The organism is Mycobacterium simiae (assembly GCF_010727605.1).
In the GTDB taxonomy this organism is placed as follows: domain Bacteria; phylum Actinomycetota; class Actinomycetes; order Mycobacteriales; family Mycobacteriaceae; genus Mycobacterium; species Mycobacterium simiae.
In genome coordinates, this window is the sequence record NZ_AP022568.1 from 299,519 (window position 1) to 323,703 (window position 24,185).

Annotated in this window: 25 protein-coding genes; 3 read left to right on the plus strand and 22 right to left on the minus strand. The window is 67.0% G+C overall.

What is annotated here, in order from left to right; translation table 11 throughout:
• Positions 1-51 precede the first annotated feature (51 nt).
• The 4 genes from whiA to uvrC are packed head-to-tail and all read right to left on the minus strand — an operon-like array spanning position 52 to position 4,983.
• Positions 52-1,029 carry a DNA-binding protein WhiA gene (gene whiA, locus G6N33_RS01205; RefSeq protein ID WP_044513283.1) on the minus strand — a complete coding sequence of 326 codons (978 nt, stop codon included), beginning with the start codon at positions 1,027-1,029 and terminating at the stop codon, positions 52-54.
• Positions 1,026-2,102, minus strand: coding sequence for a uridine diphosphate-N-acetylglucosamine-binding protein YvcK (gene yvcK, locus G6N33_RS01210; RefSeq protein WP_044511376.1), 1,077 nt, complete (start codon positions 2,100-2,102; stop codon positions 1,026-1,028). The genes whiA and yvcK overlap by 4 nt, the downstream gene beginning before the upstream one ends.
• A complete protein-coding gene (gene rapZ, locus G6N33_RS01215; RefSeq protein WP_061559267.1) occupies positions 2,099-3,007 on the minus strand; it encodes an RNase adapter RapZ in 909 nt (302 codons plus the stop codon). Before rapZ ends, yvcK begins: the two co-directional genes overlap by 4 nt.
• The gene (gene uvrC / locus G6N33_RS01220) at positions 3,004-4,983 is read right to left on the minus strand and encodes an excinuclease ABC subunit UvrC (RefSeq protein ID WP_044511371.1); all 1,980 of its coding nucleotides are present in this window, start codon (positions 4,981-4,983) and stop codon (positions 3,004-3,006) included. Before uvrC ends, rapZ begins: the two co-directional genes overlap by 4 nt.
• 176 nt (positions 4,984-5,159) lie before the next feature.
• Between uvrC and G6N33_RS01225 the strand changes: the two genes are divergently transcribed.
• A complete protein-coding gene (locus G6N33_RS01225; RefSeq protein WP_044511369.1) occupies positions 5,160-5,498 on the plus strand; it encodes a hemophore-related protein in 339 nt (112 codons plus the stop codon).
• 7 nt (positions 5,499-5,505) lie between these two features.
• Here G6N33_RS01225 and G6N33_RS01230 read toward each other — a convergent pair whose 3' ends face one another.
• The 7 genes from G6N33_RS01230 to G6N33_RS01260 all read right to left on the minus strand — a co-directional run bounded on the left by G6N33_RS01230 (position 5,506) and on the right by G6N33_RS01260 (position 10,340).
• Positions 5,506-6,189 (minus strand): sensor domain-containing protein, encoded by a 684-nt coding sequence (locus G6N33_RS01230; RefSeq protein WP_044511368.1) that lies wholly within the window; start codon positions 6,187-6,189, stop codon positions 5,506-5,508.
• Between the two features lie 35 nt (positions 6,190-6,224).
• Positions 6,225-6,695, minus strand: a complete 471-nt coding sequence (locus G6N33_RS01235; RefSeq protein ID WP_044511366.1) for a PH domain-containing protein — start codon at positions 6,693-6,695, stop codon at positions 6,225-6,227.
• Entirely contained in the window at positions 6,692-7,171 is a 480-nt protein-coding gene (gene ribH, locus G6N33_RS01240; protein ID WP_044511364.1) for a 6,7-dimethyl-8-ribityllumazine synthase, read from the minus strand. Before ribH ends, G6N33_RS01235 begins: the two co-directional genes overlap by 4 nt.
• 157 nt (positions 7,172-7,328) lie before the next feature.
• Positions 7,329-8,606 (minus strand): bifunctional 3,4-dihydroxy-2-butanone-4-phosphate synthase/GTP cyclohydrolase II, encoded by a 1,278-nt coding sequence (locus G6N33_RS01245; protein WP_044511362.1) that lies wholly within the window; start codon positions 8,604-8,606, stop codon positions 7,329-7,331.
• Positions 8,607-8,909: 303 nt separating this feature from the next.
• Positions 8,910-9,272 carry a hypothetical protein gene (locus G6N33_RS01250; RefSeq protein WP_044511360.1) on the minus strand — a complete coding sequence of 121 codons (363 nt, stop codon included), beginning with the start codon at positions 9,270-9,272 and terminating at the stop codon, positions 8,910-8,912.
• A 187-nt stretch (positions 9,273-9,459) separates the two neighbouring features.
• Positions 9,460-9,735, minus strand: a complete 276-nt coding sequence (locus G6N33_RS01255) for a hypothetical protein (RefSeq protein ID WP_044511358.1) — start codon at positions 9,733-9,735, stop codon at positions 9,460-9,462.
• Positions 9,732-10,340 carry a riboflavin synthase gene (locus G6N33_RS01260; RefSeq protein WP_044511357.1) on the minus strand — a complete coding sequence of 203 codons (609 nt, stop codon included), beginning with the start codon at positions 10,338-10,340 and terminating at the stop codon, positions 9,732-9,734. The genes G6N33_RS01255 and G6N33_RS01260 overlap by 4 nt, the downstream gene beginning before the upstream one ends.
• Before the next feature lie 131 nt (positions 10,341-10,471).
• Here G6N33_RS01260 and G6N33_RS01265 point away from each other — a divergent pair, with 131 nt between their 5' ends.
• Both G6N33_RS01265 and G6N33_RS01270 read left to right on the plus strand, forming a co-directional pair.
• Positions 10,472-11,176: an LppX_LprAFG lipoprotein gene (locus tag G6N33_RS01265; RefSeq protein ID WP_044513282.1), complete on the plus strand. Its 705-nt coding sequence runs from the start codon at positions 10,472-10,474 to the stop codon at positions 11,174-11,176.
• A 5-nt stretch (positions 11,177-11,181) separates the two neighbouring features.
• Positions 11,182-12,729, plus strand: a complete 1,548-nt coding sequence (locus tag G6N33_RS01270; protein ID WP_101528812.1) for an MFS transporter — start codon at positions 11,182-11,184, stop codon at positions 12,727-12,729.
• Here the strand turns inward: G6N33_RS01270 and ribD are convergent, their stop codons facing one another.
• The 11 genes from ribD to G6N33_RS01325 all read right to left on the minus strand — a co-directional run bounded on the left by ribD (position 12,730) and on the right by G6N33_RS01325 (position 24,139).
• Positions 12,730-13,719, minus strand: a complete 990-nt coding sequence (gene ribD / locus G6N33_RS01275) for a bifunctional diaminohydroxyphosphoribosylaminopyrimidine deaminase/5-amino-6-(5-phosphoribosylamino)uracil reductase RibD (RefSeq protein WP_044511353.1) — start codon at positions 13,717-13,719, stop codon at positions 12,730-12,732.
• Between the two features lie 32 nt (positions 13,720-13,751).
• A complete protein-coding gene (rpe, locus tag G6N33_RS01280) occupies positions 13,752-14,441 on the minus strand; it encodes a ribulose-phosphate 3-epimerase (protein WP_044511352.1) in 690 nt (229 codons plus the stop codon).
• A gap of 38 nt (positions 14,442-14,479) precedes the next feature.
• Positions 14,480-15,868, minus strand: coding sequence for an RsmB/NOP family class I SAM-dependent RNA methyltransferase (locus tag G6N33_RS01285; protein ID WP_044511350.1), 1,389 nt, complete (start codon positions 15,866-15,868; stop codon positions 14,480-14,482).
• Positions 15,865-16,797 carry a methionyl-tRNA formyltransferase gene (fmt, locus tag G6N33_RS01290; RefSeq protein WP_044511349.1) on the minus strand — a complete coding sequence of 311 codons (933 nt, stop codon included), beginning with the start codon at positions 16,795-16,797 and terminating at the stop codon, positions 15,865-15,867. The genes G6N33_RS01285 and fmt overlap by 4 nt, the downstream gene beginning before the upstream one ends.
• Positions 16,798-16,898: 101 nt before the next feature.
• Complete coding sequence (locus G6N33_RS01295; RefSeq protein WP_044511347.1) at positions 16,899-17,495, minus strand: carbonic anhydrase; 597 nt, start codon at positions 17,493-17,495, stop codon at positions 16,899-16,901.
• Between the two features lie 206 nt (positions 17,496-17,701).
• Entirely contained in the window at positions 17,702-19,465 is a 1,764-nt protein-coding gene (locus G6N33_RS01300; protein WP_044511345.1) for an MOSC and FAD-binding oxidoreductase domain-containing protein, read from the minus strand.
• 21 nt (positions 19,466-19,486) lie between these two features.
• The gene (locus G6N33_RS01305) at positions 19,487-20,602 is read right to left on the minus strand and encodes a hypothetical protein (RefSeq protein ID WP_049919294.1); all 1,116 of its coding nucleotides are present in this window, start codon (positions 20,600-20,602) and stop codon (positions 19,487-19,489) included.
• On the minus strand, positions 20,599-21,234 hold the full coding sequence (locus G6N33_RS01310) for a pyridoxamine 5'-phosphate oxidase family protein (protein WP_044511343.1): 636 nt from the start codon (positions 21,232-21,234) through the stop codon (positions 20,599-20,601). The genes G6N33_RS01305 and G6N33_RS01310 overlap by 4 nt, the downstream gene beginning before the upstream one ends.
• A 71-nt stretch (positions 21,235-21,305) precedes the next feature.
• A complete protein-coding gene (locus tag G6N33_RS01315) occupies positions 21,306-22,535 on the minus strand; it encodes a PPE family protein, SVP subgroup (RefSeq protein WP_044511341.1) in 1,230 nt (409 codons plus the stop codon).
• A gap of 68 nt (positions 22,536-22,603) precedes the next feature.
• Positions 22,604-23,470, minus strand: a complete 867-nt coding sequence (locus tag G6N33_RS01320; RefSeq protein ID WP_044511339.1) for an alpha/beta fold hydrolase — start codon at positions 23,468-23,470, stop codon at positions 22,604-22,606.
• Between the two features lie 156 nt (positions 23,471-23,626).
• On the minus strand, positions 23,627-24,139 hold the full coding sequence (locus G6N33_RS01325) for a TetR/AcrR family transcriptional regulator (protein WP_044511338.1): 513 nt from the start codon (positions 24,137-24,139) through the stop codon (positions 23,627-23,629).
• Positions 24,140-24,185: the final 46 nt, after the last annotated feature.

Below are 24,185 nucleotides of genomic sequence, written 5' to 3' on the forward strand. Positions count from 1 at the left end.
GACGACCGTAGCCCTCGCCAGCAAAGCGCGTCGAGGGATTGCCAACAATCCTCAGGCGTCTTCGAGCAAATCCGGTGTCACCGCGGATTCGGTGTCAGGGATCCCGTCTACCTTCGCCTTGCGGTCGGCCATCGACAGAAGGCGCCGGATACGCCCCGCCACAGCGTCTTTCGTCATCGGCGGGTCGGCGAGCCGGCCCAGCTCCTCGAGCGAAGCCTGGCGGTGCTCCACCCGGAGCTTGCCGGCCGATGCCAGATGGTCGGGAACGCTGTCGCCGAGGATTTCCAGCGCCCGTTCCACCCGGGCAGCCGCAGCGACCGCGGCGCGGGCCGAGCGACGCAGATTGGCGTCGTCGAAGTTGGCCAGCCGGTTGGCGGTCGCCCGCACCTCGCGCCGCATCCGGCGTTCCTCCCAGATCAGCCGGGAGTCCTGGGCCCCCATCCGGGTCAGCAGCGCGCCGATCGCCTCGCCGTCGCGGACCACCACCCGGTCGGCGCCGCGGACCTCGCGGGCCTTGGCGCTGACCCCGAGCCGGCGTGCGGCGCCGACCAACGCCAGGGCGGCTTCGGGACCCGGGCAGCTGACTTCCAGCGCCGAGGACCGTCCGGGCTCGGTCAGCGACCCGTGCGCCAAAAAAGCCCCCCGCCAGGCTGCTTCGGCGTCGGCGATGCTGCCCCCGACGACCTGGGCCGGCAGACCGCGCACCGGCCGTCCGCGCATGTCCAGCAACCCGGTCTGGCGGGCCAACGCCTCGCCGTCGTTGGCCACCCGCAGCACGTACCGAGTGCTCTTACGAATCCCGCTGGCCGACAACACATGCACGACGGCGTTGTAGCCGTACAGATCGAAGATGTCCTTGCGCAGCCGGCGGGCAATATTGCCCAGATCCACTTCGGCCTCGACGACCACGCGCCCACCCACGATGTGCAGGCCGCCGGCGAACCGCAGCAGGGAGGTGACCTCCGCTCGGCGCGCACTGACCGACTTCACTACCAGGCGGCTCAGCTCGTCCTTGACTTCGGTCGTCATCGCCACGCGTCGTCACCCCTTGGTCCGCTGCCAGCCGGTCCGTTCACGGCCGTCGGTGCAGCCTCACCGTCGACCCGAATCTCGGCGGTGGCCTTCGCCGAAGGCGCTGCCGGACCCGCGCGGCCCGCGCGGACCCCGTCCAGGGCCGCCGCGAGCTTGCCCGGGTCATGTAAAGGTGTACCAGGTCGGGCCACATCGGCGAAGTGGACCTCGGCCCTGAGCAGGGTCGCGGTGCGGCGCAGCTGCTCGCGCTCGCGTTCGCTGGGTACCCGATCGGCGTCGATGATGATGTCGTGCACGGTGAACCCCGGCGCATGCTGGGCCAGCACGTGCAGATGCCGCTCCACCGAAAAACCCGCCGTCTCCCCCGGTTCGGCCACCAGGTTGAGCACCAGCGCCCGGCGCGCCGCGGTGGCCTGCAGGGCCGCGGCCAGCTCAGGGACCAGCACATGTGGGATCACGCTGGTAAACCACGAGCCGGGGCCCAGCACCACCAGGTCCGCGGCCATGATCGCGTCGACGGCCTGCCGGGTCGCCGGCGGATCCGGTGGAAGCAGCCGCACTCGGCGCACCTTGCCCGGCGTCGTCGCGATCGCGACCTGACCGCGGATCGAGCGGAAGATCCGGGGGTCGGCTTCCAGCCCGGAAACGTCGGCCTCGATCTGCAACGCGATAGGGCACATCGGCAGCACCCGGCCCTTGACCCCGAGGATGCGGCCCAGCTCGTCGAGGGCGGCGACCGGGTCGGCCAGCACCTCGGACAGGCCCGCCAGCAGCAAGTTGCCGATCGGGTGCCCGGCCAGCGCCCCGCTGCCACCGAATCGGTGCTGCAGAATGGTCGCCCACAGCTGACCATATGGGCTGTCAGATGCCAACGCCGCCAACGCCATTCGCAGATCACCGGGCGGCACCACGTCCAACTCGCTTCGCAACCGGCCCGACGAGCCGCCGTCGTCGGCGACGGTCACCACCGCCGTCACGTAGGGGGTGAGCCGGCGCGCGGCCGACAGCGTCGCATACAAACCGTGTCCCCCGCCGAGTGCGACGATGCCCTCGCTTTGTGGTGGGCTCATTCGCGGCCCAGATCCCGGTGCAGCACTCGCACCGACAGTTCGTCCTCGGCCTGCAACCGGTGCATCAACGCCTCCGCGATCGCCACGCTGCGGTGTTTGCCGCCGGTACAGCCGATCGCGACCGTCATGTAGCGTTTGCCCTCCCTGCGATAGCCCTCGACAACAAGGGCCAGCAATCGATGGTAAGCGTCGAGGAACTCCGCCGCGCCCGGTTGGCCCACCACGTAATCGGCCACCGCCGGATGCTGCCCGGTGAGCGGGCGCAACTCGTCGACCCAATGCGGGTTCGGCAGGAAGCGCACGTCCATCACCATGTCGGCGTCCATCGGCAGGCCGTACTTGAAGCCGAACGACTCGACCGTGACGCTGGTCGACAAATCCGTATCGCCACCGAATGCCCGCTCGATGCTTTCCCGCAAGCCCCGCACCGACAGCGTGGAGGTGTCGATGATCAGGTCGGCGGTGGCGCGCACCGGCGCCAGCATCCGGCGTTCGGCCGCGATGCCCTCGGCCAGCGTCTGCCGGCCCTGCAGCGGGTGGCTGCGCCGGTTCTGTTCGTAGCGGCGCACCAGCATGTCGTCGGATGCTTCCATGAACACCACCCGCGGGTTGATGTTGCGGGTGGCCAGTTCGTTGCGCACCTCGTCGAGATCACCGGTGAAGCCGCGCGATCGGACGTCCATGACCACCGCCAGTTGGGTGATCCGCGATCCGGCGGCCAGCCCGAAATCCACCATGCGGGTGATGAGTTGGGGTGGCAGGTTGTCGGCGACATACCAGCCGAGGTCCTCGAGCACCTTGGCCGCCGTCCCCCGTCCGGCCCCCGACAAGCCGGTGACCAGGACGACGTCAATCCCCGCGACCGGGCCCCGCCGCTGGTCGCTGTCCCCGACCCGGCTGGTCATGCCGAGGCTCCGGATTGTTCGACTTGCCCGGGCGGTTCGGCCTGCTCGGCCGGTTGCGGTCGCAGCGCCTCGACGACGGCCGTGGCCGTTGCCACGCCGATACCCGGAACGGCGGTGATCTGGTCGACGGTGGCCTCCTTGAGGCGGGCTATCGATCCGAAGTGAGTGACCAGTGCCTTGCGGCGGTGTTCTCCTAATCCTGGCACCGCATCCAGCGCCGAGGCGGTCATTCGCTTGGATCGCTTGCTGCGATGGTAGGTGATCGCGAACCGGTGCGCCTCGTCACGCACGCGCTGCAGCAGGTAAAGCCCCTCGCTGTTGCGCGGCAGGATGACAGGATCCGGTTCGGCGGGCACCCACACCTCTTCGAGCCGCTTGGCCAGGCCGATCACCGCGACGTCGGTGATCCCCAATTCCTCGAGCACGGCGCTGGCGGCATTGACTTGTGGCGCGCCGCCGTCGACAACGTACAGATTGGGCGGGTAGGCGAACCGGCGTGATTTGCCTTCCGGGGAAAGCATATTGGGGTCGTTCTGCTCGGTGAGGTGGCGCGCGAACCGGCGACGGGTCACCTCGGCGATGGAGGCGACGTCATCGGAGCGGCCCTGCCCGGCCGCTTCCCTGATCCCGAAGTGGCGGTAGTCCGACTTGCGCGGCAGACCGTCCTCGAACACCACCAACGAGCCCACCACATCGGTGCCCTGCACGTGGCTGATGTCGACGCACTCGATGCGTAACGGCGCGTCAGCCAGCCCGAGAGCGTCCTGAATGTTCTGCAGCGCAGCGGATCTGGCGTTGAAGTCGCCGGCGCGCTTCAGTTTGTGTTGTTGCAGCGCCTCTTTCGCGTTGCGCTGGACGGTTTCGGCGAGAGCCCGCTTGTCGCCGCGGCGCGGCACCCGCAGCACGACCCGCGATCCGCGCAGGCCGGACAGCCAGCTGGACAACTCACCGGCGTTGGACGGCAGGCACGGCACCAGCACCTCGCGCGGTACCGGGTTGGCGGCTTCGTCGGCGGCTCCACCCAGTTCGGCCTGCTCGCCGTAGAACTGGGTCAGGAACTGTTCGACCAGCTGCTCTTCACCCGAACCCCCTGGGTCTCCTGGCTTTTCGACGACCCAGCCGCGCTGACCGCGGACCCGGCCGCCGCGGACGTGAAACACCTGCACCGCGGCTTCGAGCTCGTCGTCGGCAAAGGCAACCACGTCGGCGTCGGTGCCGTCGCCGAACACCACCGCTTGCTTTTCCATCGCCCGTTTCAGCGCGCCGATGTCGTCCCGAAGCCGCGCGGCACGTTCGAAATCGAGCTCGTCGGACGCCGCGCGCATCTGCTGCTCCAGCTCGCGGGCAAATCGATCCGTCTTGCCGGACAGGAAGTCGCAGAAATCGTCGACGATCTGGCGATGTTGCTCGGGGCTGACCCGGCCGATACACGGCGCCGAGCACTTGTCGATGTAGCCGAGCAGACACGGCCGGTCGATCTGCTTGTGCCGCTTGAACACCCCGTGCGAGCAGGTCCGGGCGGGGAACACCCGGGTGAGCAGATCCAGCGTCTCCCGGATCGCCCACGCGTGCGAGTAGGGACCGAAGTACCGGACGCCTTTGCGGCGCGGGCCCCGATAGACCATCAGCCGGGGAAATTCCTCGTTGAGCGTGACGGCCAGCACCGGGTAGGACTTGTCGTCGCGGTAGCGGACGTTGAACCGCGGGTCGAACTCCTTGATCCAGTTGTATTCCAGCTGCAAGGCCTCGACCTCGGTGTTGACCACCGTCCACTCGACCTTGGCCGCGGTGGTCACCATCTGCCGGGTGCGTGGATGCAGATTCGCGATATCGGCGAAGTAGGACGTGAGCCGGCTACGTAGGCTCTTGGCCTTTCCGACGTAGATCACCCGGCCGTGTGCGTCCCGAAATCGGTAGACGCCGGGCTCGACCGGAATGGACCCGGGAGCGGGACGGTACGTGGCGGGATCTGGCACATATCCAGGCTAGTAGCCGGAAAACCGGCGGCGGCAGACCGGCATCGGGTCACGAAAATCGACCGCTTTTCGCTGCGCGCGAAACGAGCCACGCCGTTTGAGAGACATCGGTTCGGGCTAAGCCCCGGGTTAGCTGTGGCGCTAGAGTGGGTGCAACAGCTGGAGGGAGCTTTCACATGAGCAAACGACCGTTGGCCGGCCTGGCCGTGGGGGTTGGTTGTTTGGCGTTGTCGTTAAGTGCTGGTATTGGTGTTGCGTCGGCAACCCCCGATGTCGGCCCGATGGTGAACACCACCTGCACCTACGACCAGGCCATGCGTGCCGTGCACGCGGAAAATCCGATGGCCGCGCAGTACCTCGACCAGTCGCCGCCCAACCTGCAATTCCTGCGGCAGTTCATGGCATCGACGCCGGATGAGCGGCTGAATCTGCTGAAGGCGATTCAGAACAACCCGGGCGCCGACCAGGCCTTCCCGATATTTCGCCAGATGATGATCGACTGCAAAAACTACTGAGCGAGCGTCAGGTGGTTCGGCTGTCGAGCTGGGCCCGCCGCTTCGAAGCCCACTCGGCCATCGGAAACCCGCTTTTGGCGTCGCACACGGACGCTAGTAAGACCGTCCGCGTAAGCACGACCAGCCCGTAGTCGCAGGTCCAGTCCGCGCGGGTCATCGTCCACACCAGTACGCCGTCGGAGGCGATGGTGAAGTGGCTCAGCCGCATCGGCTGAAAGTCTCCCTGTGGGCTGTGGCCAACCGCGGCGGCCCGGCATTTCGACACGGCGCCAAAGCTCTTCCACACCACCTCGTGCGGGTTGAGTTTCTTGTCGTAGTTGTCGATGGATTCGGCGTACAGGGCGGGGCCGGCGAGCTGATATGACGACTCGGCGTGATCGGCGGAGCGGGGCGGCGGCAGTGGCGAACCCTTGAACAACAGCGCCGCCCCGCACTCCGGGGGTGTGACGCTGGTGAAGTAGGTGGCGCCCACCGGCATCGCCGTCGCCGGGCCCAGCGGCGTGCTGTCCCCGTCCTGCAGCAGCAAATCGCGCGCCGGAATCGGGGCGAAAGCCGGCGAAACAGATCTTGGACTAGCCGACGGGGATTGTCCGGGCGCGCGGACGGCCCGGCCACTGACCGATGTGGTGCACCCGCACAACGCCGCTGCGATCAAGACCGATGCAGCAATGCCCCACAAATGCCGTGCCATCGGGCGATCCTACGACAATGTGGGACCGCGCGGCGTCAGCTCGATTCGAGGTCGGGGCGATAGCGAACGAGCAGCGACCGGATGGTGTCCATCGCGGCGACCGCCCGGTCCTTGTCGACGGCCTGGATCGCCATCACCGGAATGTACTCGTCGTCGGGCAGATCGATGTGCGCCCAGCGACTGCCGGCGGGAAACGACACGCCGACAATCTCCGACCACGGGAGCAATCTGTCTCCCAACAAGTTTCGTACCGAAAGACCGGGCTTGCCCACCCGCAGCCTCGGCCGGGCGAACAACAACACCACCCCGGCGATGACCAAACCCAGGACGGCGATCGCGACCTGATCCGCGGTTTGGAAGACCACCCCGCTGGAGCTGATTTTGAGCACCACGCCGACAGCGATGTGCGCCCCGGCGATCAGAAACGCTGCCCCATAAGCGAATATCGGCGTCCAATGCGGACGTAGTTCGGCATCCCAGTCCGCGCCGGCCGACGGCCGGGTCACGACCGAGCGCGCAGGTCACGCAAGGCCAGCGCGGCGGTCAGCGCGGCACCGGCGGCCTGCGCGCCCTTGTCCTCCGCGGACGTCGGAAGCCCCGCTCGATCTAATGCCTGCTCTTCGGTGTTGGTCGTCAGCACCCCATTGGCGACCGGTGTCGACGCGTCCAGCGACACCCGGGTCAAACCCTGCGTCACCGCGTCGCAAACGTATTCGAAATGCGGTGTGCCGCCACGGATCACGACTCCCAGAGCGATGACGGCGTCGTGATTGCGGGCGAGTTCCTGGGCTACCACCGGAATTTCGATCGCACCGTGCACCCGCACCACGGTCGGGTTGTCGACCCCCGACCGTGCGACCACGCGCTCGGCGCCGGCCAGCAGCGCATCACAGATTGTGCTGTGCCAGGTGCTGGCAACGATGCCGAGCCGCAAACCGGACGCGTCGAGCTCCCCCAGGTCGGGTATGCCGGCTCCACTCATTTGCGCCGCTTCTCCTCATCACTTCGTTCTGCATCGTCGCGGCGCGACTCATTTGCGCCGCTTCTCTCCCCCGCAAGCGGGAGGTACCCCCACATCACTTCGTTCTGCATCGTCGCGGCGCGACTCATTTGCGCCGCTTGCCCGGCCCGCCGGGTGCTCACAAAGCGCCACCGAATTCGCCTGGCAGATGGACGGATTCGTGGAAATCGTCCAGGCCCGCGAGGTCGTGCCCCATCCTGTCACGCTTGGTCATCAAGTAGCGGATGTTCTCCGCATTGGCCCGCACCGGTAGGGAAACGCGCTCGATGATGTGCAACCCGTACCCGTCGAGCCCCACCCGCTTGGCCGGATTGTTGGTCAGCAGCCGCATCGAGCGCACACCCAAGTCCACCAGTATCTGGGCGCCGATCCCGTAATCCCTTGCGTCAGCCGGTAATCCGAGCTTGAGGTTGGCGTCCACGGTATCCGCGCCGGCGTCTTGGAGCTGGTAGGCCTGCAGCTTATGCATCAAGCCGATACCACGTCCCTCGTGGCCACGCATGTACAGCACCACGCCGCGTCCCTCGCGGGCGACCATCGCCATCGCCGCGTCGAGTTGCGGTCCGCAATCGCATCGCCGTGAGCCGAACACGTCTCCGGTCAGGCATTCGGAGTGCACCCGCACCAACACGTCGTCACCCTCGCCGTTGGGTCCGGCGATGTCGCCGCGGACCAGCGCAACGTGTTCGACGTCTTCGTAAATGCTCGCGTAGCCAATGGCCCGGAACTCGCCGTGCCGGGTCGGGATCCGTGCTTCGGCGATGCGCTCGATGTGCTTTTCGTGCTTGCGGCGCCATTCGATGATGTCGGCGATGGTGATCAGCGCGAGGTCATGCTCGTCGGCGAAGACCCGCAGCTCGTCGGTCTGGGCCATCGCGCCTTCGTCCTTTTGACTGACGATCTCGCAGATCGCGCCCGCGGGCTGCAGACCGGCCATCCGGGCCAGGTCGACGGCGGCCTCGGTGTGGCCGGGTCGGCGCAGGACCCCGCCATCCTTGGCGCGCAGCGGAACCACGTGGCCGGGACGGGTGAAATCGGTGGCGATGCTGGCCGGATCGGCCAACAGTCGCATCGTGGTGGCGCGATCGGAGGCTGAGATCCCGGTGCCCACGCCAAGCCGCGCGTCGACGGTGACGGTGTACGCGGTCCCGTGCTTGTCCTGGTTGAGCGCGTACATGGGGAGCAGGCCGAGCCGGTCGCAGATGGCGCCGTCCAGGGGCACGCAGAGGTAGCCCGACGTGTAGCGCACCATGAAGGCCACCATCTCCGGCGTCGCCTTTTCGGCGGCGAAGATCAGGTCGCCCTCGTTCTCCCGTTCCTCATCGTCGATGACGACCACGGCTTTCCCGGCCGCAATGTCGGCAACCGCCCTCTCGACGGAGTCCAACCTCGTCATCTGCGCTGCCTTGCTGTCGTACCGAGCAACACGCGAAGCCCGCGTATTGCATCAAGTATGAACCACGCGGAGCGCAGTGTTATTGCCGCGGCTTTCGGCACCACATCGAGGACGACGTTAGCGGGTGGCGCGGCGTTCATAGCAGCGTCCATTGTCTCGGCCGAGACTCGGCCGACTCAGGCGGTGGGGGGCCTTCCACGTCGTGGGTGGTACGTCGTCAGCAGGTGTTTTGAGCGCGGGACGGGGCTATGCGGCCCATGCGGCGGATGTGACCAGCGAAGTGTCGCGAGGTAGTTGCGACAGTCAGACGGTGCGCCGCACCGGCATCTGGATCACTTGCCCGCCGGCACAGTCGACTGCGTAGTGGGCCAACCAACGGCCGACCGAACCGCCGGCCTCGATGTAGTGCGTCCATCGACTGACGGCGGCGGTGACGGCGGGATAAGTGGAATACCGTCCTAGCGATACGTCGCGGCCGTCGTCGCCGACCAACTCGTAGCTCGTGTGATCGCGCACGCTGTGCTCAACGATCGTCAACGTGGTGTCGTTGACTTCTTTGCTCCACACTGCCCGTGATTGCGCTTCGGCCTTCCGGCCGGCAAGCGTCGCCACCGCTTCGAATGCGAGGTCTTCATAGACAGCCTCGGCCAACCTTTCGACGGACATTTCTGCTGCTCCTTCGCTGAAATGGTGCGGCCGGCCTCTGAGATCGAGTATGTACCTGCGAAGGGTTGCGTGGGGATTTAGAACAGGCGTGTCGCCATGGTGTAGTGCGATTGTGACTATCGTTATGAAACTGTGATCTTTTGCCTCGGCACCCCAGCCGGGGCCAGCGACGTCAACTCCGGGTCCGTCATCGCCAGCTGGCCGGCAAATCGATGATGTGGTTGGGGCAGAAGTCCTGCGCGGCCAGGGAGATGACGTTGCGCGCGTCCCCGGCCGACATCTTCCCGCGCAGCACCATGAATGCGTATTCGACGGGTTGATAGCCCGCGTCGCGCCCCGACGGATCATCCATCAGCTGGCAGGCCTCTTTCTCCTCGGATGCGTCAGCGGTGGCAATACCGCGGCCCGCCAGCATCGCGATCCCCATCAGGGTGGCGGCCGCAACCACGGCGGTGACCCTCATTGGTCTCGGACGGTCAGGAGCCGTTCGACATATTTGGCGATCACGTCGACTTCGAGGTTCACCTTGGTCCCGACCGGCGCGTGCCCCAGCGTGGTCAGTTCGCGGGTGGTCGGGATCAGGGAGACCTCGAACCAGTCTCGGGGTTCGGTGCCGAGGGCGGAGACCGTCAGGGAGATCCCGTCGACGGTGATCGACCCCTTCTCTACGACATAGCGGGCGATCGACGACGGGACTTCGATGCGCACGACTTCCCAGTGCTCCGACGGCGTGCGGGATAGGACGTGGCCGGTGCCGTCCACGTGTCCCTGCACGATATGGCCGCTCAGCCGACTGTTGACCGCCGCGGCACGCTCCAGATTCACCCGCTTTCCGACGTCTAGCGCGCCGAGATTGGACCGGTCCAGGGTTTCGGCCATCACATCGGCGGTGAACCGGCCGTCGGCCAGCAGCTCGACGACCGTCAGGCACACACCGTTGACTGCTATCGAATCGCCGTGGCCGGCGTCGGCGGTGACGACAGGCCCGCGGATGGTCAGGCGCGCTGCATCAGTGAGGACATCCCGGCCGGTCACCTCTCCGAGTTCCTCGACAATTCCGGTGAACATTCCACCAGGCTAATTCGCCGGCGCTTTGCCTGGTGAACGGCCACGACCGCGCGATCACGCGACCCCCGTGAGCGGCCGAGCAGGCCCCGCGTCCCCCAGCCCGGTCAATGAGACCCTCTACGATGCACGGTATGCAGACACGCCGCCGACTCACGGCCGTCCTCGCTTCCCTGACCCTTACCACCGCCGTGCTCGCCGGTTGCTCGTCGGGTTCGAAGAACAACGGCGGCCCCTTGCCCGACGCCACGACTCTGGTCAAGCAATCCGCCGACACCACCAAGACCGTCAAGAGTGTGCACCTGGTGCTGACGACCGAAGGCAAGATTCCCGGACTGCCGATCAAGAAGCTGACCGGCGACCTAACCACCACGCCGAGCACCGCGGCCTCGGGCAACGCGCAGCTGTCGATGGCGGGCTCCGACATCGACGCGAACTTCGTTGTCTACGACTCGGTGCTGTACGCCACGCTGACGCCGAACAAGTGGAGCGATTTCGGTAAGGCCTCCGACGTCTACGACGTCTCGGTGTTGTTGAGCCCGGACGACGGCCTGGGCAACGTGCTGGCAAACTTCACCAACGCCAAGGCTGAGGATCGCGAAACGATCAACGGCCAGACCACGATCAAGATCAGCGGCAATGTCGCACCCGACGCGGTGAACAAGATCATCCCATCGCTCAGCGCGACGCAGCCCATGCCCGCCACCGTCTGGATTCAGGAGACCGGCGACCACCAGCTGGTCCAAGCCAATCTGCAGAAGAGCCAAGGCAATTCGGTCCAGGTGACGCTGTCGGACTGGGGTAAGCCGGTCACCGTCACCAAGCCTCCGGTGAGCTGATGAGCATGCGAGCAGGACGCGGAATCGCGATCAGCGCCGGCAGCCTGGCCGTGCTGCTGGGCGCCCTGGACGCCTACGTCGTCGTGACGATCATGCGCGACATCATGAGCGACGTTCACATCCCGATCAACCAGCTGCAGCGCATCACCTGGATCATCACGATGTACCTGCTGGGCTACATCGCCGCGATGCCGTTGCTGGGCCGGGCGTCGGACCGCTTCGGCCGCAAGCTGGTACTGCAAGTCAGCCTGGCGCTATTCATCATCGGCTCGGTGATCACCGCGCTGGCCGGGCATTGGGGCGACTTCCACCTGCTGATCGCCGGTCGCACCGTCCAGGGCATCGCCAGCGGCGCGCTGCTGCCGGTGACGCTGGCCCTGGGCGCCGACTTGTGGGCGCAGCGCAACCGCGCCAGCGTGCTGGGCGGCATCGGTGCCGCCCAGGAGCTCGGCAGCGTGCTGGGTCCGCTGTACGGCATTTTCATCGTCTGGGTGTTCCACCAGTGGCAGTACGTCTTCTGGATCAACGTGCCGCTGACCTTGCTCGCCATGGTGGCGATCCAATTCAGCCTGCCGTCGCATCAGCAGGTCGACGAACCGGAAAAGGTTGACGTCGTCGGTGGGGTGCTGCTGGCCATCGCGCTGGGCCTGGCGGTCATCGGGCTGTACAACCCGCAGCCGGACGGCAAGACGATCCTGCCCAGCTACGGACTGCCGCTGGTGATCGGTGCCGCCGTCGTCGGGGTGCTGTTCATCCTCTGGGAGCGCTTCTCGCGGACCCGGCTCATCGACCCCACCGGCGTGCACTTCAGGCCGTTCCTGTCCGCGCTGGGCGCTTCGGTGTGCGCCGGTGCGGCACTGATGGTGACGTTGGTCAACGTCGAGCTGTTCGGTCAGGGCGTGCTGCAGATGGACCAGACCGCGGCAGCCGGTTTGCTGCTGTGGTTTTTGATTGCGCTGCCGATCGGAGCGGTGCTGGGCGGATTCATCGCGACCCGGATCGGCGACCGCGCCATGACGTTCCTCGGGCTGCTGATCGCGGCCTACGGCTACTGGTTGATCCACTATTGGCGGCAAGACGTGATGAGCCAGCATCACGACATCTTCGGCGTCAGCCTGCCCCTGGTGCACACGGATCTGCTGGTGGCCGGCCTGGGACTCGGGTTGGTGATCGGACCGCTCACCTCGGCAGCCCTGCGGGTTGTTCCCTCGGCCCAACACGGCATCGCGTCCGCCGCGGTCGTGGTGGCCCGGATGACGGGCATGCTGATCGGTGTTGCGGCACTGAGCGCCTGGGGGTTGTACCGCTTCAACCAGATCATCGCGGGACTGTCGGCCAAGATCTCGCCGGACGCGACCCTGTTCGAACGGGTCGCCGCCCAGGCCACGCTGTACCTGAAGGCGTTCGCCATGATGTACGGCGACATCTTCGCGGCCACCGTCGTGATCTGCGTGGTGGGTGCGCTGCTAGGTCTGCTGCTCGGCAGCCGCAAGCATCATGCCGAGGAGCCCGCGCTGCCCCCGCAAGAGGCCGTCGCGCTGGGCGAGCGCTAGTCAGCCGCTCTGCGGCACCAGGCTCAGCAGCAGATCCGGCCCGAGCCGATCGGCCCCGTCGAAGCGCCACCGCAACGCCCGCGTGATGGTGGGCACGCCGACGTCGTCGACGGCGGTGACAGGGCCGCCCAACAGGATCGGTGCGACGTAGGTCAGGATCCGGTCGATGGCACCTTCGCGCAGGAAGGCACCGGCCAGCGTCGGACCGCCCTCCAACAGGATGTCGGTGCGGTCCGACAGCGCCTTGAGCACCTCCATCGGATCGCGGGTGCGGATCACCATGGTGCGCGAATCGTCGTTGAGAACCTTTGCCTCAGGCGATATTTCGCTGGTGCCGACCACCACGCGCAGCGGCTGCTTGTCCGCCAGGGACCCGTCGGGCAGCCGAGCGGTCAATGCGGGATCGTCGGCCAGTACGGTGCCGGTTCCGACGATGATCGCATCCGCCGCGGCGCGGCGGCGGTGCAGATCCAGTCGGGAAGCTTCGCTGGAGATCCACTGGCTGGTGCCGTCGGCGGCGGCGCTGCGACCGTCGAGACTGCTGGCGTACTTCCAGGTGACATGCGGCGAGCCGGTTCTTTGTTTGTGCAGCCATTCGCGCAGCGGGCCGCGAGCGACGTCGTCGGCCAGCACGCCGGACTGCACGGTCACCCCCGCCGCGGACAGCCGGGCCGCGCCGCCGGCCGCGATCTCGTTCGGGTCGGTGACGGCGTAGACGACGGTCGCGAGGCCGGCCGCGAGTAGCGCGTCCACACACGGCGGCGTCTTGCCGTAGTGGTTGCACGGCTCAAGGGTGACCACCGCGGTACCACCGGCCGCCAGGCTGCCCGCGCGGCGCAGCGCCAGCACCTCGGCGTGGTCGCCTCCGGTGGGCTCGGTGCCGCCCACGCCGACGACCTGACCGCCCGCGTCCAGGATCACCGCCCCGACCGGCGGATTCGGATAGGTACGGCCCTTGACCTGGTTCGACTGTTCGATCGCCAAACGCATTGCGGCGTCCAGACTTTCGACAGGCTGACCGCTCACTGGCGTAGGTGCGGCGATGCGGCGCGGGCCTGCCGCCGGAGTGCCTTCACCGCCGCCTCGGGATCCTCGGCGCCGTAGACCGCGGAACCGGCGACGAAGCAGTCGACGCCGGCCTCGGCGGCCTGCTCGATGGTGTCCGCATTGATGCCGCCGTCGATTTCGACCAGAATCGTCAACTCCCCCGCATCGACCAGCTTGCGTGCGGTGCGGACCTTGCTGAGCACCTCGGGAATGAAGCTCTGACCACCGAAGCCGGGCTCGACCGACATGATCAGCAGGGTGTCGAACTGCGGCAGGATTTCCAGATAGGGCTCTAGCGGGGTGCCCGGCTTGACGCTGATGCCAGCCTTGGCACCGGCCGCGCGGATGTCACGGGCCACCCCGACCGGGTTGTCGGTCGCCTCGGCGTGGAATGTGACGTTATAGGCGCCCGCCTCGGCGTAGGGCGGCGCCCAGCGGTCGGGGTTGTCGATCATCAGATGGCAGTCCATCGGAATCGGCGTGGCGGCCAGCAGGGCCTCCACCACCGGCAGCCCGATAGTCAGGTTGGGCACGAAGTGACCGTCCATGACGTCGACGTGCAGCCAATCGGCGCCGTTCACGGCGGCCGCCTCATCGGCGAGCCGGGCGAAATCGGCGGCCAGGATCGATGGCGCTATCAGGGGTCCTCCGGTGCTGCCAGCCATGTGCGCAAGACTACTGACGATCGACGCTCACCCGCCCGTCACTCCCCCGCTTCGCGGCGCAGCGCCGCGGCGAACATCGCATCCGTGCCGTGGCGGTGTGGCCACAGCTGCACGTAGGGTCCGTCACCGGCCTCTGCGGGTTCGAAGAGCGGCCGGGTATCCAAGGCGGACACCGGATGCCGGCGCAGGGCGTCGGCCACCACCCCGACCGTCTCGGCCAGATGCGGCGAGCACGTCGAATAAAGCACCACGCCGCCGGGACGGGTCAACGCGATCGCGGCGGCCAGCAGCTCGCGCTGCAGCTTGGCCAGGGCCGGCACGTCGGAAGGCTGACGGCGCCAGCGCGCCTCGGGCCGCCGGCGCAGCGCCCCCAACCCGGTACAAGGCACGTCGACGAGCACCCGGTCGAAACCGGGCCGCAGACCGCTCTCGCGACCGTCGACTCGGCGCACGTCGACGTCCAAGCCGCGGGTGTTCGCGGTCACCAGGTCCGCCCGAGCCTGCGACGGTTCGACGGCGGTGACCCGCGCACCGCGCTCGGCGGCCACCGCGGCCAGCAACGTGGTCTTCCCGCCCGGCCCGGCACAGAGGTCGAGCCAGCGTCCGGTGTCGCGGTCGACCGGCGCCAGGGTGAGCGCGCGGGCCACCAACTGGCTGCCTTCGTCCTGCACCAGGGCCTGGCCGTCGCGCACGGGCGCCAGCCGCCCGGGATCGCCACTCGGCAGGTACACCGCATACGGCGAGTAGCGGCCGACGCTGCCCCCGACCGCGTCGGCGAGCTCCGCCGCGCTCAGCACCCCGGGGCGGGCCGCCAGGTGCACCTGCGGCCGCTCGTCGTCGCTAGCCAGCACGGCATCGAGATCGGTAGCGTGCACGCCGAGCGCGTCTGCGAGGGCCTGGGCGATCCAGCGCGGGTGCGCGTGCACGAACGCGGCGTGCCCGATCGGGTCGCGCGCCGGGTCCGGGGCCAGCTCGTCCAGCCAGGATTTCTCGTCCCGTCCTGCGATGGTGCGCAGCACGGCGTTGACGAAACCCGCACGAGCCGAATCGAATTCGAGTCCAGCCTGGTCCACTGTGGTGGAAACCGCGGCGTGTGCGTCGACACGGGTGCGCAGCAATTGGTAGGTCCCCATCCGGAGTAAGTCGAGCAGCACCGGATTGATCGACTCCGGTGCGCGTCCGGCGGCGGCGCCGATCACCGCATCGAGCAGTCCGCGGGTACGGCAGGTCCCATAGGTCAGCTCGGTGGCGAAGGCCGCGTCGCGGCCGCTGATGCCGCGCTCGCGCAGCAGCGCCGGCAGCGCCAGGTTCGCATAGGCGCCCCGTTCGCTGACGGCACGCAGCACCTGGAACGCGGCGGCCCGGGCCGGATCCAGCGGCTTGCGCCGTCGCGGCCCAGGCCGGCGCTGGTTGGAGGCCGGGCTCATGAGGCCCGTGCGGCCGGGTCCAGGCGCGCCCCGCGTGCCCAGTCGACGGCGTCCATGAGCTTCTTGCCGGGCGGCTGAATCTTGTTCAGCCGCACCGGTTCCGACCCGGTACCAACCCGCACGCATTTGCGGTCCACCTGAATTACGCCGGGCGGCAAGGGCTCCGGGGCCTCGGTGTCGATCTGCACCGGCCACACCTTGACCCGCAGGTCTCCGATCATCGTCCAGGCACCGGGATTGGGTGTGACCGCCCGGATCCGCCGCTCCACCACCGACGCCGGCAGGTCCCAGCGCACCCGGGCCTGTTCGACGGTGATTTTCGGCGCGATGCTGACTCCGTCGGCCGCCTGCGGTTGCGGCGTCAGGGTTCCGTCCTCGATGCCGTCGAGTGTGGCCAACAGCAGTGCGGCGCCCGAAACTGCAAGTCGCTCAAGCAGGTCCCCGGCGGTGTCGGTGGTTTGGATCGTTTCGGTGACGACGCCGTAGACCGGGCCGGAGTCGAGGCTGGGTTCGATCTGAAACGTCGTCGCCCCGGTGATCGGGTCGCCAGCGGCAATGGCGGCCTGGACCGGTGCCGCGCCCCGCCACGCCGGCAACAACGAGAAGTGCAGGTTGACCCAGCCGCGCGGCGGCACCGCGAGCAGTTCGTCACGCAACAGGGCGCCGTAGGCCACCACCGGGCAGCAGTCCGGTGCAAACTCGGCCAGCTCGGCGACGAACTCCGGTGAGTTCGGGCGCGACGGCCGCAGCACCGGGAGGCCGCGGTCGAGCGCCTCGCGGGCCACCGGCGATGGTTCCGGCTTGCCGCGCCGCCCGGAGGCGGCATCCGGCCGGGTCAGCACGGCAACCACGTCATGGCGGGGCGAGTCGATGAGGCGGCGCAACGCGGGCAGCGCCGGTTCGGGAGTTCCGGCGAAGACTAGACGCACGCAGACAGTCTAAGAAGGTCTAGATCGTCGATTGCGGCAACGTCTTGCTTCCGACCGCCAAGGCGGCGTCATCGGCCCCGGCTCGGGCGCCCAGCTGATCGCTACTTCTGAGCCGCCGTGACGGCGATGTCACCGACGAATGCATCGGCGTCGATGTCATAGACGTAGCCGACCACCTCCACCGACGCCGGGACCGCCGGCGAGCGCCGCACTAGCTCGACGTCATGGCGCAGCGTGGAAGTCAGGTGATCGATGGCCAGACTCTGCGACTCGTAAACGCCATCGATGTCGATGCCCTGTTCCAGCTTGTAGGCATCAAGAAGCCCCTGACTGGTGAAACTGCTTGTCCCGCAGTTGGTGTGGTGCACGACGACGACCCGTTCCAGGCCGAACAGATGGTGGGCGATCGTGATAGACCGTAGGGCGTCGACGGCGCGGCCGCCCGCCACCACCACCGGGAAAATCGTCGAGGTGGAGCCCGCCTTTTTGCCGTCGCGGTCGTACACCACGTCCCCCGGATACACCTCGCCGGTCAGAAACTTCGCGAGTTGGAACGGAATCTCGGCAGCGCGGGGGTCGTAACAGTAGGTGACCACGGTCCGCAGGGGCACGGCATCGTGGAATGCCCTCCGCACGTCGCTCTCCACATACCCGGGGGTCGCAGAGTAGACGAACCGGTCCAGATCTTGGCGTTCCATGTTTCGCTCGTTTCCTTGGTGAACGGCACCGTTGACCGCGGGGGCACCGCGAGAACAACTGCACGCTAAAAACGTTCTGGCAGTGAACTTTCCGCGTATCCTGTCGGCACAAGCCTGACGCACAAGCGGGCCCGGAACAAGCGGCAATCTCCGATCACTGTGATCACCTTTCGGCGACAAATTCGGCCGGGACCCGATGCGGGTTTTCAGAGATCCAGTACCACGTTGTCCGACGGCGTCGAAACACACAGGAGGACGTTGCCCTGGGCAGGCGGTTCGAGGGGGTCGAGGGTATACCGGACCTGCCCGGCTAACAGCGCAGTTTCGCAGTTGTGGCAGACGCCGGTGCGACAGGACCATCGGGTTGGTACGTCGCAGGCTTCGGCGAAGTCGAGCAGGCTTCCGTAGCTGGGCGCCCATTGCGCCGCCAACGCGCTGCGCGCGAATTGAATTTCGGGTCCCGGTCCCACCGGCCCTTCCGGTACATGCGGTGCCTTCGCAGCCGTAGCGGCGATACCGGGTGTGAGGGCGGCCCGGGCACCGAATTTCTCGGTATGAACATGCGCCGGGTCGATACCGCATGCCGCGAGCGCCTCGCCCATCTGGTCCATGAACAGGTCGGGGCCACACACGAATGCCTGCACATTGCCCGGCAGCGCCAGGGCGCGGAGCTGGTCGACGGTGACCCGGCCCGGTTCGTCATAGTCGACGCCCCGGCGGTCGGTGGCCGCCGGGCGACTGTAGAAGACGTGTGACTGCCCGTTGGGCAACGCTTCGAGCAGCTCTCGGGCTTCCGCGGCGAATGGGTGTTCCTCGCCGTCGCGCGCCCCGTGCACCCACCAGACGGGTCGTTTCGATCCGGTCTTCACCAGCATGTGCAGCATCGAAAGCACCGGCGTCACACCGACTCCCGCAGACAACAGGACCAGTGGTTCTTGGCCGTCATCGAGATAGAAACTGCCGCGCGGGGCCGCGACGTCGAGGATATCGCCAGGCCGGATGTGGCTGTGGATGTACGAGCTGACGGTGCCACGGGGCTCACGTTTGACGCTGATTCGATACGTGCCGGCGCCGGGCTCGTTCGACAATGAGTAGTTGCGGATGAGGGATTCCCCGTTGGGTCCGGCCGGAAGGCGCACCGTGATCGACTGGCCGGGCAACCACTGCGGCAGCGGCGCGCCTGCCACGTCACCCAGCGAAACGGAGCGCACGCTCTGGCTTTCGTCGTGCGTGGCGGTCACGCGCAGTCCCCGGAAGCCCGGCCAAGCCGGCGGCGGCACGTTGGTGCCCGTCAGGCCGCTGTTGCCGGTCGTCTCGGCCGTGCCCGGGCCTTGATCCAGTAGCTGCTGCAGCGACCGCTTCCATCCGGGACTCAGCGCCGGAATGCGTTGCGCGCGCTGCAGTGCGTCGCGCGGATGGCCCGGCAGGTAGAGCAGCGCGTCGATTTCGGCCACGGTGACCCCTTCGGGTCCGGCGGCGATCTTCTCGATGACCTGGCCGGCCTCGACTTCACCTTCGGTGAGCACGCGGCAGTAGAAACCCGGGCGCCGATGCGAAACGAGCAGCGCCGGCATGCGTGGCTCACCGATCCGGATACCGACGCGATAACACGTGACCCGCGGTTGGGTGACTTCCACGACGACCTGACCGATGCGGTAGCGATCTCCGATGCACACCTCGTCGTCGGGGAGTCCGTCGACGGTGAAGTTTTCCCCGAACGCACCCGGTTTCAGGTCGTCGCGGCCAAGTTCGGCGGCCCAGTGGTCATAGGAGGCGACTTGATACACCAGCACGGCGCGGTTTTCTCCACCATGGCCGTCCAAATCGCCTTGGCCGTCGCCGTCGATGTTGAGTCGGCGAACCATGCGGGGTCCGGCTACCGGGGCTTTCCAGATCCCGGTGTGGACTGTGCGCCCCTGCCAAGAAACATCTTTCGGCTTGCCTACGTTGACCGACACCAGTTTCGCCATGCTGAGATCCTTTCTGAAAAGTTATTGGTTCGCAGCCACTGGGCCGAATCCGGGCAGGATCGACAGACCCGTGACGATGACGGTGGTGAGTACCGCCATCGACACGACGTTGCCGATGAAGGGGTGGAAGTCCGTCGGCAGGCGCCGGGCGATGGCAGCGGCCAACGGCGGTGCCGTCAGCGCGCCCAGCGCCGCGCCCGCGGCGATGGCCTGGACCGTACCGCCGAAGGCGAGCACGGTGGCCGGCGCCACCGAGACGACCGGGACGAAGGTGGGGTACCAGCCGTACTTTGCCCACTGGCGACGCCAGACGACGACTGCCACGCCGGCGCTGATTGCCTGTGCGATCAGCAAGCGCGGCAACAGGTTTCCCGCCCCACTGGCGCTGGCCGGATCGGCCAGGTAGTTGACGACGGTGCCGGCGAGCAGTCCCGCACCGGCCCATTCGTTGCCGATGAACTGCGCTTCGGTGAAGTCGGCAAGCACGCGGCGCGCCACCCAACCGGGTCCTTGGCGTGCCGCCACCGTCAGGTGGTGTGGGGATCCGGTCTTGCAGCGCGGCACGGGCACTCCGGGTGCACGCATCCAGGGCAAGCGCCGGCACAGTGCAAACACGATTACCGCGCTGACCCACATGCCAGTGGTGGCGCCGACGACGGTGGGCAATCCGAGTGGCCGGCAACCGAGGTTCACCGCGGCCAGCGCGACCGGTGTGGTCAACCCGGCCCCGAGTACCGCCCCGGTGAGGGCTACCGCGGGCCGCCCGCCGTAGGTCAGGACGACGGCCGGCGGCACCGACGCGAACGGTACGAACGTGGGCTGCCACTCCCCCGAGGCGGCGATCGTCCAGTCCCAGGCGGCATTGCTGAGCGCGAGGCCCAGACTCGCGCTTCCCACTGCCCACAGATACAACCCGGTTCCCGAGCTGACCGGAAAACCCATCCAGCGCTTGTCGGCGCGAAAGGCGAAATGGCCCAACATCCCCCCGGCGACCATCAACACTCCGGCAAGCGCGGAGTGGGCGAAGCCGGGCTCTGTCGCATCGCCGATCACCCAGGCTATGAGATCGGTAGTCCCTCGGTGCCCGGTGAGCGTGCCGGTCGGGCCGGCCGGCGGTATCCGAGGCAGGTTGGTCACGACGACGCGCGGATCTTGTCGCGCAGGTCGGCATTTTCGGCTTGCAGCGCCGCCAACTGATCCCGCAGCGCCGCCAGCACCGGTTCGAGCTCGGCGACGGTGTACTTGGGAGTGATGTGCTGCGGGCAATTCCAGTCGAATGCCTCGACGTCGACGAGGACGGCGCGTTCCACGGCAGCGTCATACTCAGGATCCGCCAGGGATGAGGCCAATTGAGCGTCTTGCTCGACGGTGACGACCCGAGCGTGGCCGAAGATCTTGAGGCGCCGCCGGTGCGGGTAATCGACGGCGATGATGGCGACGCGATTCTGACCGGCTAGGTTGCCGGTGCTGATGTACTGCAGGTTGCCGCGAAAGTCTGCCCACCCGACTGTGTTTTCGTTCAGGACACGAAGGAAACCGGTTGGCCCGCCGCGGAATTGGACATAGGGCCAGCCCGTTTCGCTGACGGTAGCCAGATAGAAGCTGTCACGGTGAGCGAGGTAGTCCTGCTCGACCGCTGTCAGCGGGTCGGGCCCGGGCGACGCCTTTCCGACCACCCGCTTGCGGTCGTAGAAAACATCACTGCCGTGGACGTGCTGCACGGCACGCACGTCGTCGGTGAACGCGATGGTCCCGTAGTGCTTGCTCATGGATTCCCTTCCGCCCATCGGGCGCATCACTTCCTCGCCATGTGACCCGCGCGTGGCTACTTCTGCAGCTGCTACTCGCCAAGCAGCCGGCGCTTCTGCCGGGCGAACTCCTCGTGGGTCAGGATGCCCAGTTCGTGAAGCCTTGCCAGTTCGTAGAGATCAGCCGCCAAGGTCGCGAACGACCCCGACCGGCCGCCCTGAGGCCGCATCTCGTGGCGAGCCCCCGCCGGCACACTGCTCGGCTTCGGGCGCGCGCCGGCACCCCTACATCCTGCTGTGGTCGTGGCCATCACGGCCAAGCGGTCCAGGAGGCTCTCCCGTCCCACCGCCAACGCATCCTCGGCCGCGCCCAGCGGCGCGGCCGACAGGGGAATCACCCTGGCGTGCAATGCGGGCGCTGCGGTCCACGCCGGGGGGACGGACAAGCCGCCGACCGTACCCGCCATGCCCTTTACCGCCGACACCGTAGCCGGCCCGCCGGTGGTGTCGGTGCCCAGGCGCGGCACCCCCACTTGATCCATGCGCCCCAGAATCTGGTCTTCGGTGCCGGAGATCTCGTACCCGACCCTCATGATTTCGTTCCTGGCCTGTGACGACGATTCGGAAGCCGCGTAAGCGTTCACCAAGCCGGTGGCGCCCATGGCAGTGTTGGCGGGGGACAAATAATTCAGCGGCGACGACAAGCCGAGATTCTGCAGCACAGATGCCAATCCCGTGGTGGGACTGGCGGTGCCGGTAGCGGGAAGCGCGATGGTCTGTCGTGCCAACGTGCCCGCGCCTTTCGTGGCGGGAGGTGAGGCGAAGGGTGTCAACGTCGATGCCCGCGCCGACGCCGCGGCATAGTCATACATCGCCGTGACATCCTGCGCCCACATCTCGGCGTACTGCGCGTCGGCAGTCGCGATCGCCGGCGTATTTTGACCGAATACATTGCCCGCCACCAAAGACGCCCACAGACTGCGATTGGCCGCGATGACCTGCGGCGGCACCGTCATTGCGAAGACCGTGCCGAAGGCCCTCGCCGCCGACCTGGCTTGGCCCGCGGTTAGCTCGGCCAGCCCCGCAGTCTCGGTCAACCACGCGATGTGGATCGTGACCGTGGCGGCCATCGCCTGTGCGGCCGGCCCACGCCATGGGCCGGCGGTAAGGCCGGTCACGGCTGAGGAGTAATCAGTTGCCGCGGAATACAATTCCGTGGCGAGCGCATCCCACGCCGTCGCGGCGCAGAGCATGGGCCCCGCACCGGGACCGGCATAGATGCGCGCGGAGTTGACTTCCGGCGGCAAAGCCGCGAAATCCATTGCAGACACCTCTCCGCTTTCGAGGCGGGCGGCTCGGGCCGTCCGCCTCGAAAGTCGGTGTACGAACGCTACAACCGGCCGAGGAAGTCGCGGATGTAGCCACTGATCTCTTCCCCGTGTGTCTCGAGTGCGAAATGCCCGGTGTCGAGCAGGTGAAATTCGCCGTTGGGCAGGTCACGACGAAACGCTTCCGCCCCGGGCGCACCGAATATTTCGTCGTTCTTGCCCCAGGTCACCAGCAGCGGTGGCTGGTGAGTGCGGAAGTACTCCTGGAACTTGGGGTAACCGTCGAGATTGAACTGGTAGTCCCAGAACAACTGCAGCTGGATGGCGTCATTGCCCTTTCGGTCCAGGCCTGCCTGGTCGAGTAGCCAGGTCTCCGGGGCAATGCGGTCGAGCCGATCGGCCGGCACGCCGTGGGTGTACTGCCAGTGCGTCGTCTTGAGGGTGAAGTATTCGCGCACCGAGTCTTCGTTCGCTGCGCGGTCTTTGGCGTGGGCGAACAGCCGGTCCCAGAAGGGGGTGAACCCTTCCAGGTAGGCGTTGCCGCTCTGGGTGATGATTGCGGTGATGCGTTCCGGCTGGCTGCTTGCGATACGCAGCCCGATGGGCGCGCCATAGTCATGGATGTAGATGGCGAAGCGTTCCAGCCCCAGGCGCGTGATGAGCTTTTCGGTGATCTCGGTGAGCCGGTCGAAGCTGTAGGTGAATTGGTTGACCGACGGCATCGCGGAACGCCCGAAACCGATGTGGTCGGGCGCGACCAGGTGGAAGGCATCGGCCAAAGAGTCGATCAGATTGCGGAACATGTGCGAACTGGACGGAAAGCCGTGCAGCAGAAGCAATGTGGGCTTGGACCTGTCGCCGGCTTCACGGTAGAAGACGTCGAGGCCGTCGATGGATACAGTGTGGTAGCGGGTGCTGAACTCGGTCATGGTTCCCTCATGGATAGGCGTCGGTCGCGTGCCTACAGATTGCGGCCTGCGCAAGAACCGAAAAAGGACCAATACGCGATCGCTGTCATCGAGGGAGGGAATCAATGCGACCGTTGACTCGGAATCGTCACTCGGGCAAGACTTGCCGATGTGACATCAAGCCAACGACGCGGTCGCCTGGTCGAATACGTCGGTATCGCCAAGGGCGCGCGCGAGGATCATTGCGCCTTCCAGGGTTGCGAAGATTTGCAGAGCGCGCGCGCTGCGATCCGCTCCCGTGAGTCGTTCCGCGATGTCATCGGTCACGCGTCTGAAGAAGTCGCGTGATGCTTGGGCAACCTCAGGCGGGAGACCGCCGGTTTCGGCGCCGAGTGCTCCGCCCATGCACATGCGTCCCGTTGTTTGCAACACGTTCCGGAACACCGAGAGGTAAGCCGAGACGACATCCGCACCTTCAGCCGTGGCCTTGGCCACCGCCGCGAGCACATTGTCGGTGTACCGGTGCATCACGGCGACCGTCAGCGCCGCCTTGGTTGGGAAGTGGTGGTGGACACTGGAGCTCTTGATACCGGCCTCAGCCGCCAGGTCGCGGAAGCTGTAGCCGTTGTAGCCGGAGTCGCTGATGTGTGCTTCGGCTAGATCCATCAAACGGTCGGCAGTGTCCTTCATCACCCTCCCTACCGATAGATAAGTTTTGACAACCCTAGCGCCAGGT

What these genes read in the sequence shown, in the direction of transcription:
- G6N33_RS01320 (WP_044511339.1), bottom strand. Translation starts at nt 23,470, where the DNA reads ATGACCGAGTTCAGCACCCGCTACCACACTGTATCCATCGACGGCCTC.
- G6N33_RS01315 (WP_044511341.1), bottom strand. Translation starts at nt 22,535, where the DNA reads ATGGATTTCGCGGCTTTGCCGCCGGAAGTCAACTCCGCGCGCATCTAT.
- yvcK (WP_044511376.1), bottom strand. Translation starts at nt 2,102, where the DNA reads ATGAGCCCACCACAAAGCGAGGGCATCGTCGCACTCGGCGGGGGACAC.
- G6N33_RS01245 (WP_044511362.1), bottom strand. Translation starts at nt 8,606, where the DNA reads ATGACGAGGTTGGACTCCGTCGAGAGGGCGGTTGCCGACATTGCGGCC.
- G6N33_RS01250 (WP_044511360.1), bottom strand. Translation starts at nt 9,272, where the DNA reads ATGTCCGTCGAAAGGTTGGCCGAGGCTGTCTATGAAGACCTCGCATTC.
- G6N33_RS01295 (WP_044511347.1), bottom strand. Translation starts at nt 17,495, where the DNA reads ATGGAACGCCAAGATCTGGACCGGTTCGTCTACTCTGCGACCCCCGGG.
- G6N33_RS01255 (WP_044511358.1), bottom strand. Translation starts at nt 9,735, where the DNA reads ATGAGGGTCACCGCCGTGGTTGCGGCCGCCACCCTGATGGGGATCGCG.
- G6N33_RS01285 (WP_044511350.1), bottom strand. Translation starts at nt 15,868, where the DNA reads ATGAGCCCGGCCTCCAACCAGCGCCGGCCTGGGCCGCGACGGCGCAAG.
- G6N33_RS01230 (WP_044511368.1), bottom strand. Translation starts at nt 6,189, where the DNA reads ATGGCACGGCATTTGTGGGGCATTGCTGCATCGGTCTTGATCGCAGCG.
- G6N33_RS01265 (WP_044513282.1), top strand. Translation starts at nt 10,472, where the DNA reads ATGCAGACACGCCGCCGACTCACGGCCGTCCTCGCTTCCCTGACCCTT.
- rpe (WP_044511352.1), bottom strand. Translation starts at nt 14,441, where the DNA reads ATGGCTGGCAGCACCGGAGGACCCCTGATAGCGCCATCGATCCTGGCC.
- G6N33_RS01260 (WP_044511357.1), bottom strand. Translation starts at nt 10,340, where the DNA reads ATGTTCACCGGAATTGTCGAGGAACTCGGAGAGGTGACCGGCCGGGAT.
- G6N33_RS01310 (WP_044511343.1), bottom strand. Translation starts at nt 21,234, where the DNA reads ATGAGCAAGCACTACGGGACCATCGCGTTCACCGACGACGTGCGTGCC.
- ribD (WP_044511353.1), bottom strand. Translation starts at nt 13,719, where the DNA reads ATGCGTTTGGCGATCGAACAGTCGAACCAGGTCAAGGGCCGTACCTAT.
- ribH (WP_044511364.1), bottom strand. Translation starts at nt 7,171, where the DNA reads ATGAGTGGAGCCGGCATACCCGACCTGGGGGAGCTCGACGCGTCCGGT.
- G6N33_RS01325 (WP_044511338.1), bottom strand. Translation starts at nt 24,139, where the DNA reads ATGAAGGACACTGCCGACCGTTTGATGGATCTAGCCGAAGCACACATC.
- G6N33_RS01225 (WP_044511369.1), top strand. Translation starts at nt 5,160, where the DNA reads ATGAGCAAACGACCGTTGGCCGGCCTGGCCGTGGGGGTTGGTTGTTTG.
- G6N33_RS01270 (WP_101528812.1), top strand. Translation starts at nt 11,182, where the DNA reads ATGCGAGCAGGACGCGGAATCGCGATCAGCGCCGGCAGCCTGGCCGTG.
- rapZ (WP_061559267.1), bottom strand. Translation starts at nt 3,007, where the DNA reads ATGACCAGCCGGGTCGGGGACAGCGACCAGCGGCGGGGCCCGGTCGCG.
- whiA (WP_044513283.1), bottom strand. Translation starts at nt 1,029, where the DNA reads ATGACGACCGAAGTCAAGGACGAGCTGAGCCGCCTGGTAGTGAAGTCG.
- G6N33_RS01300 (WP_044511345.1), bottom strand. Translation starts at nt 19,465, where the DNA reads ATGGCGAAACTGGTGTCGGTCAACGTAGGCAAGCCGAAAGATGTTTCT.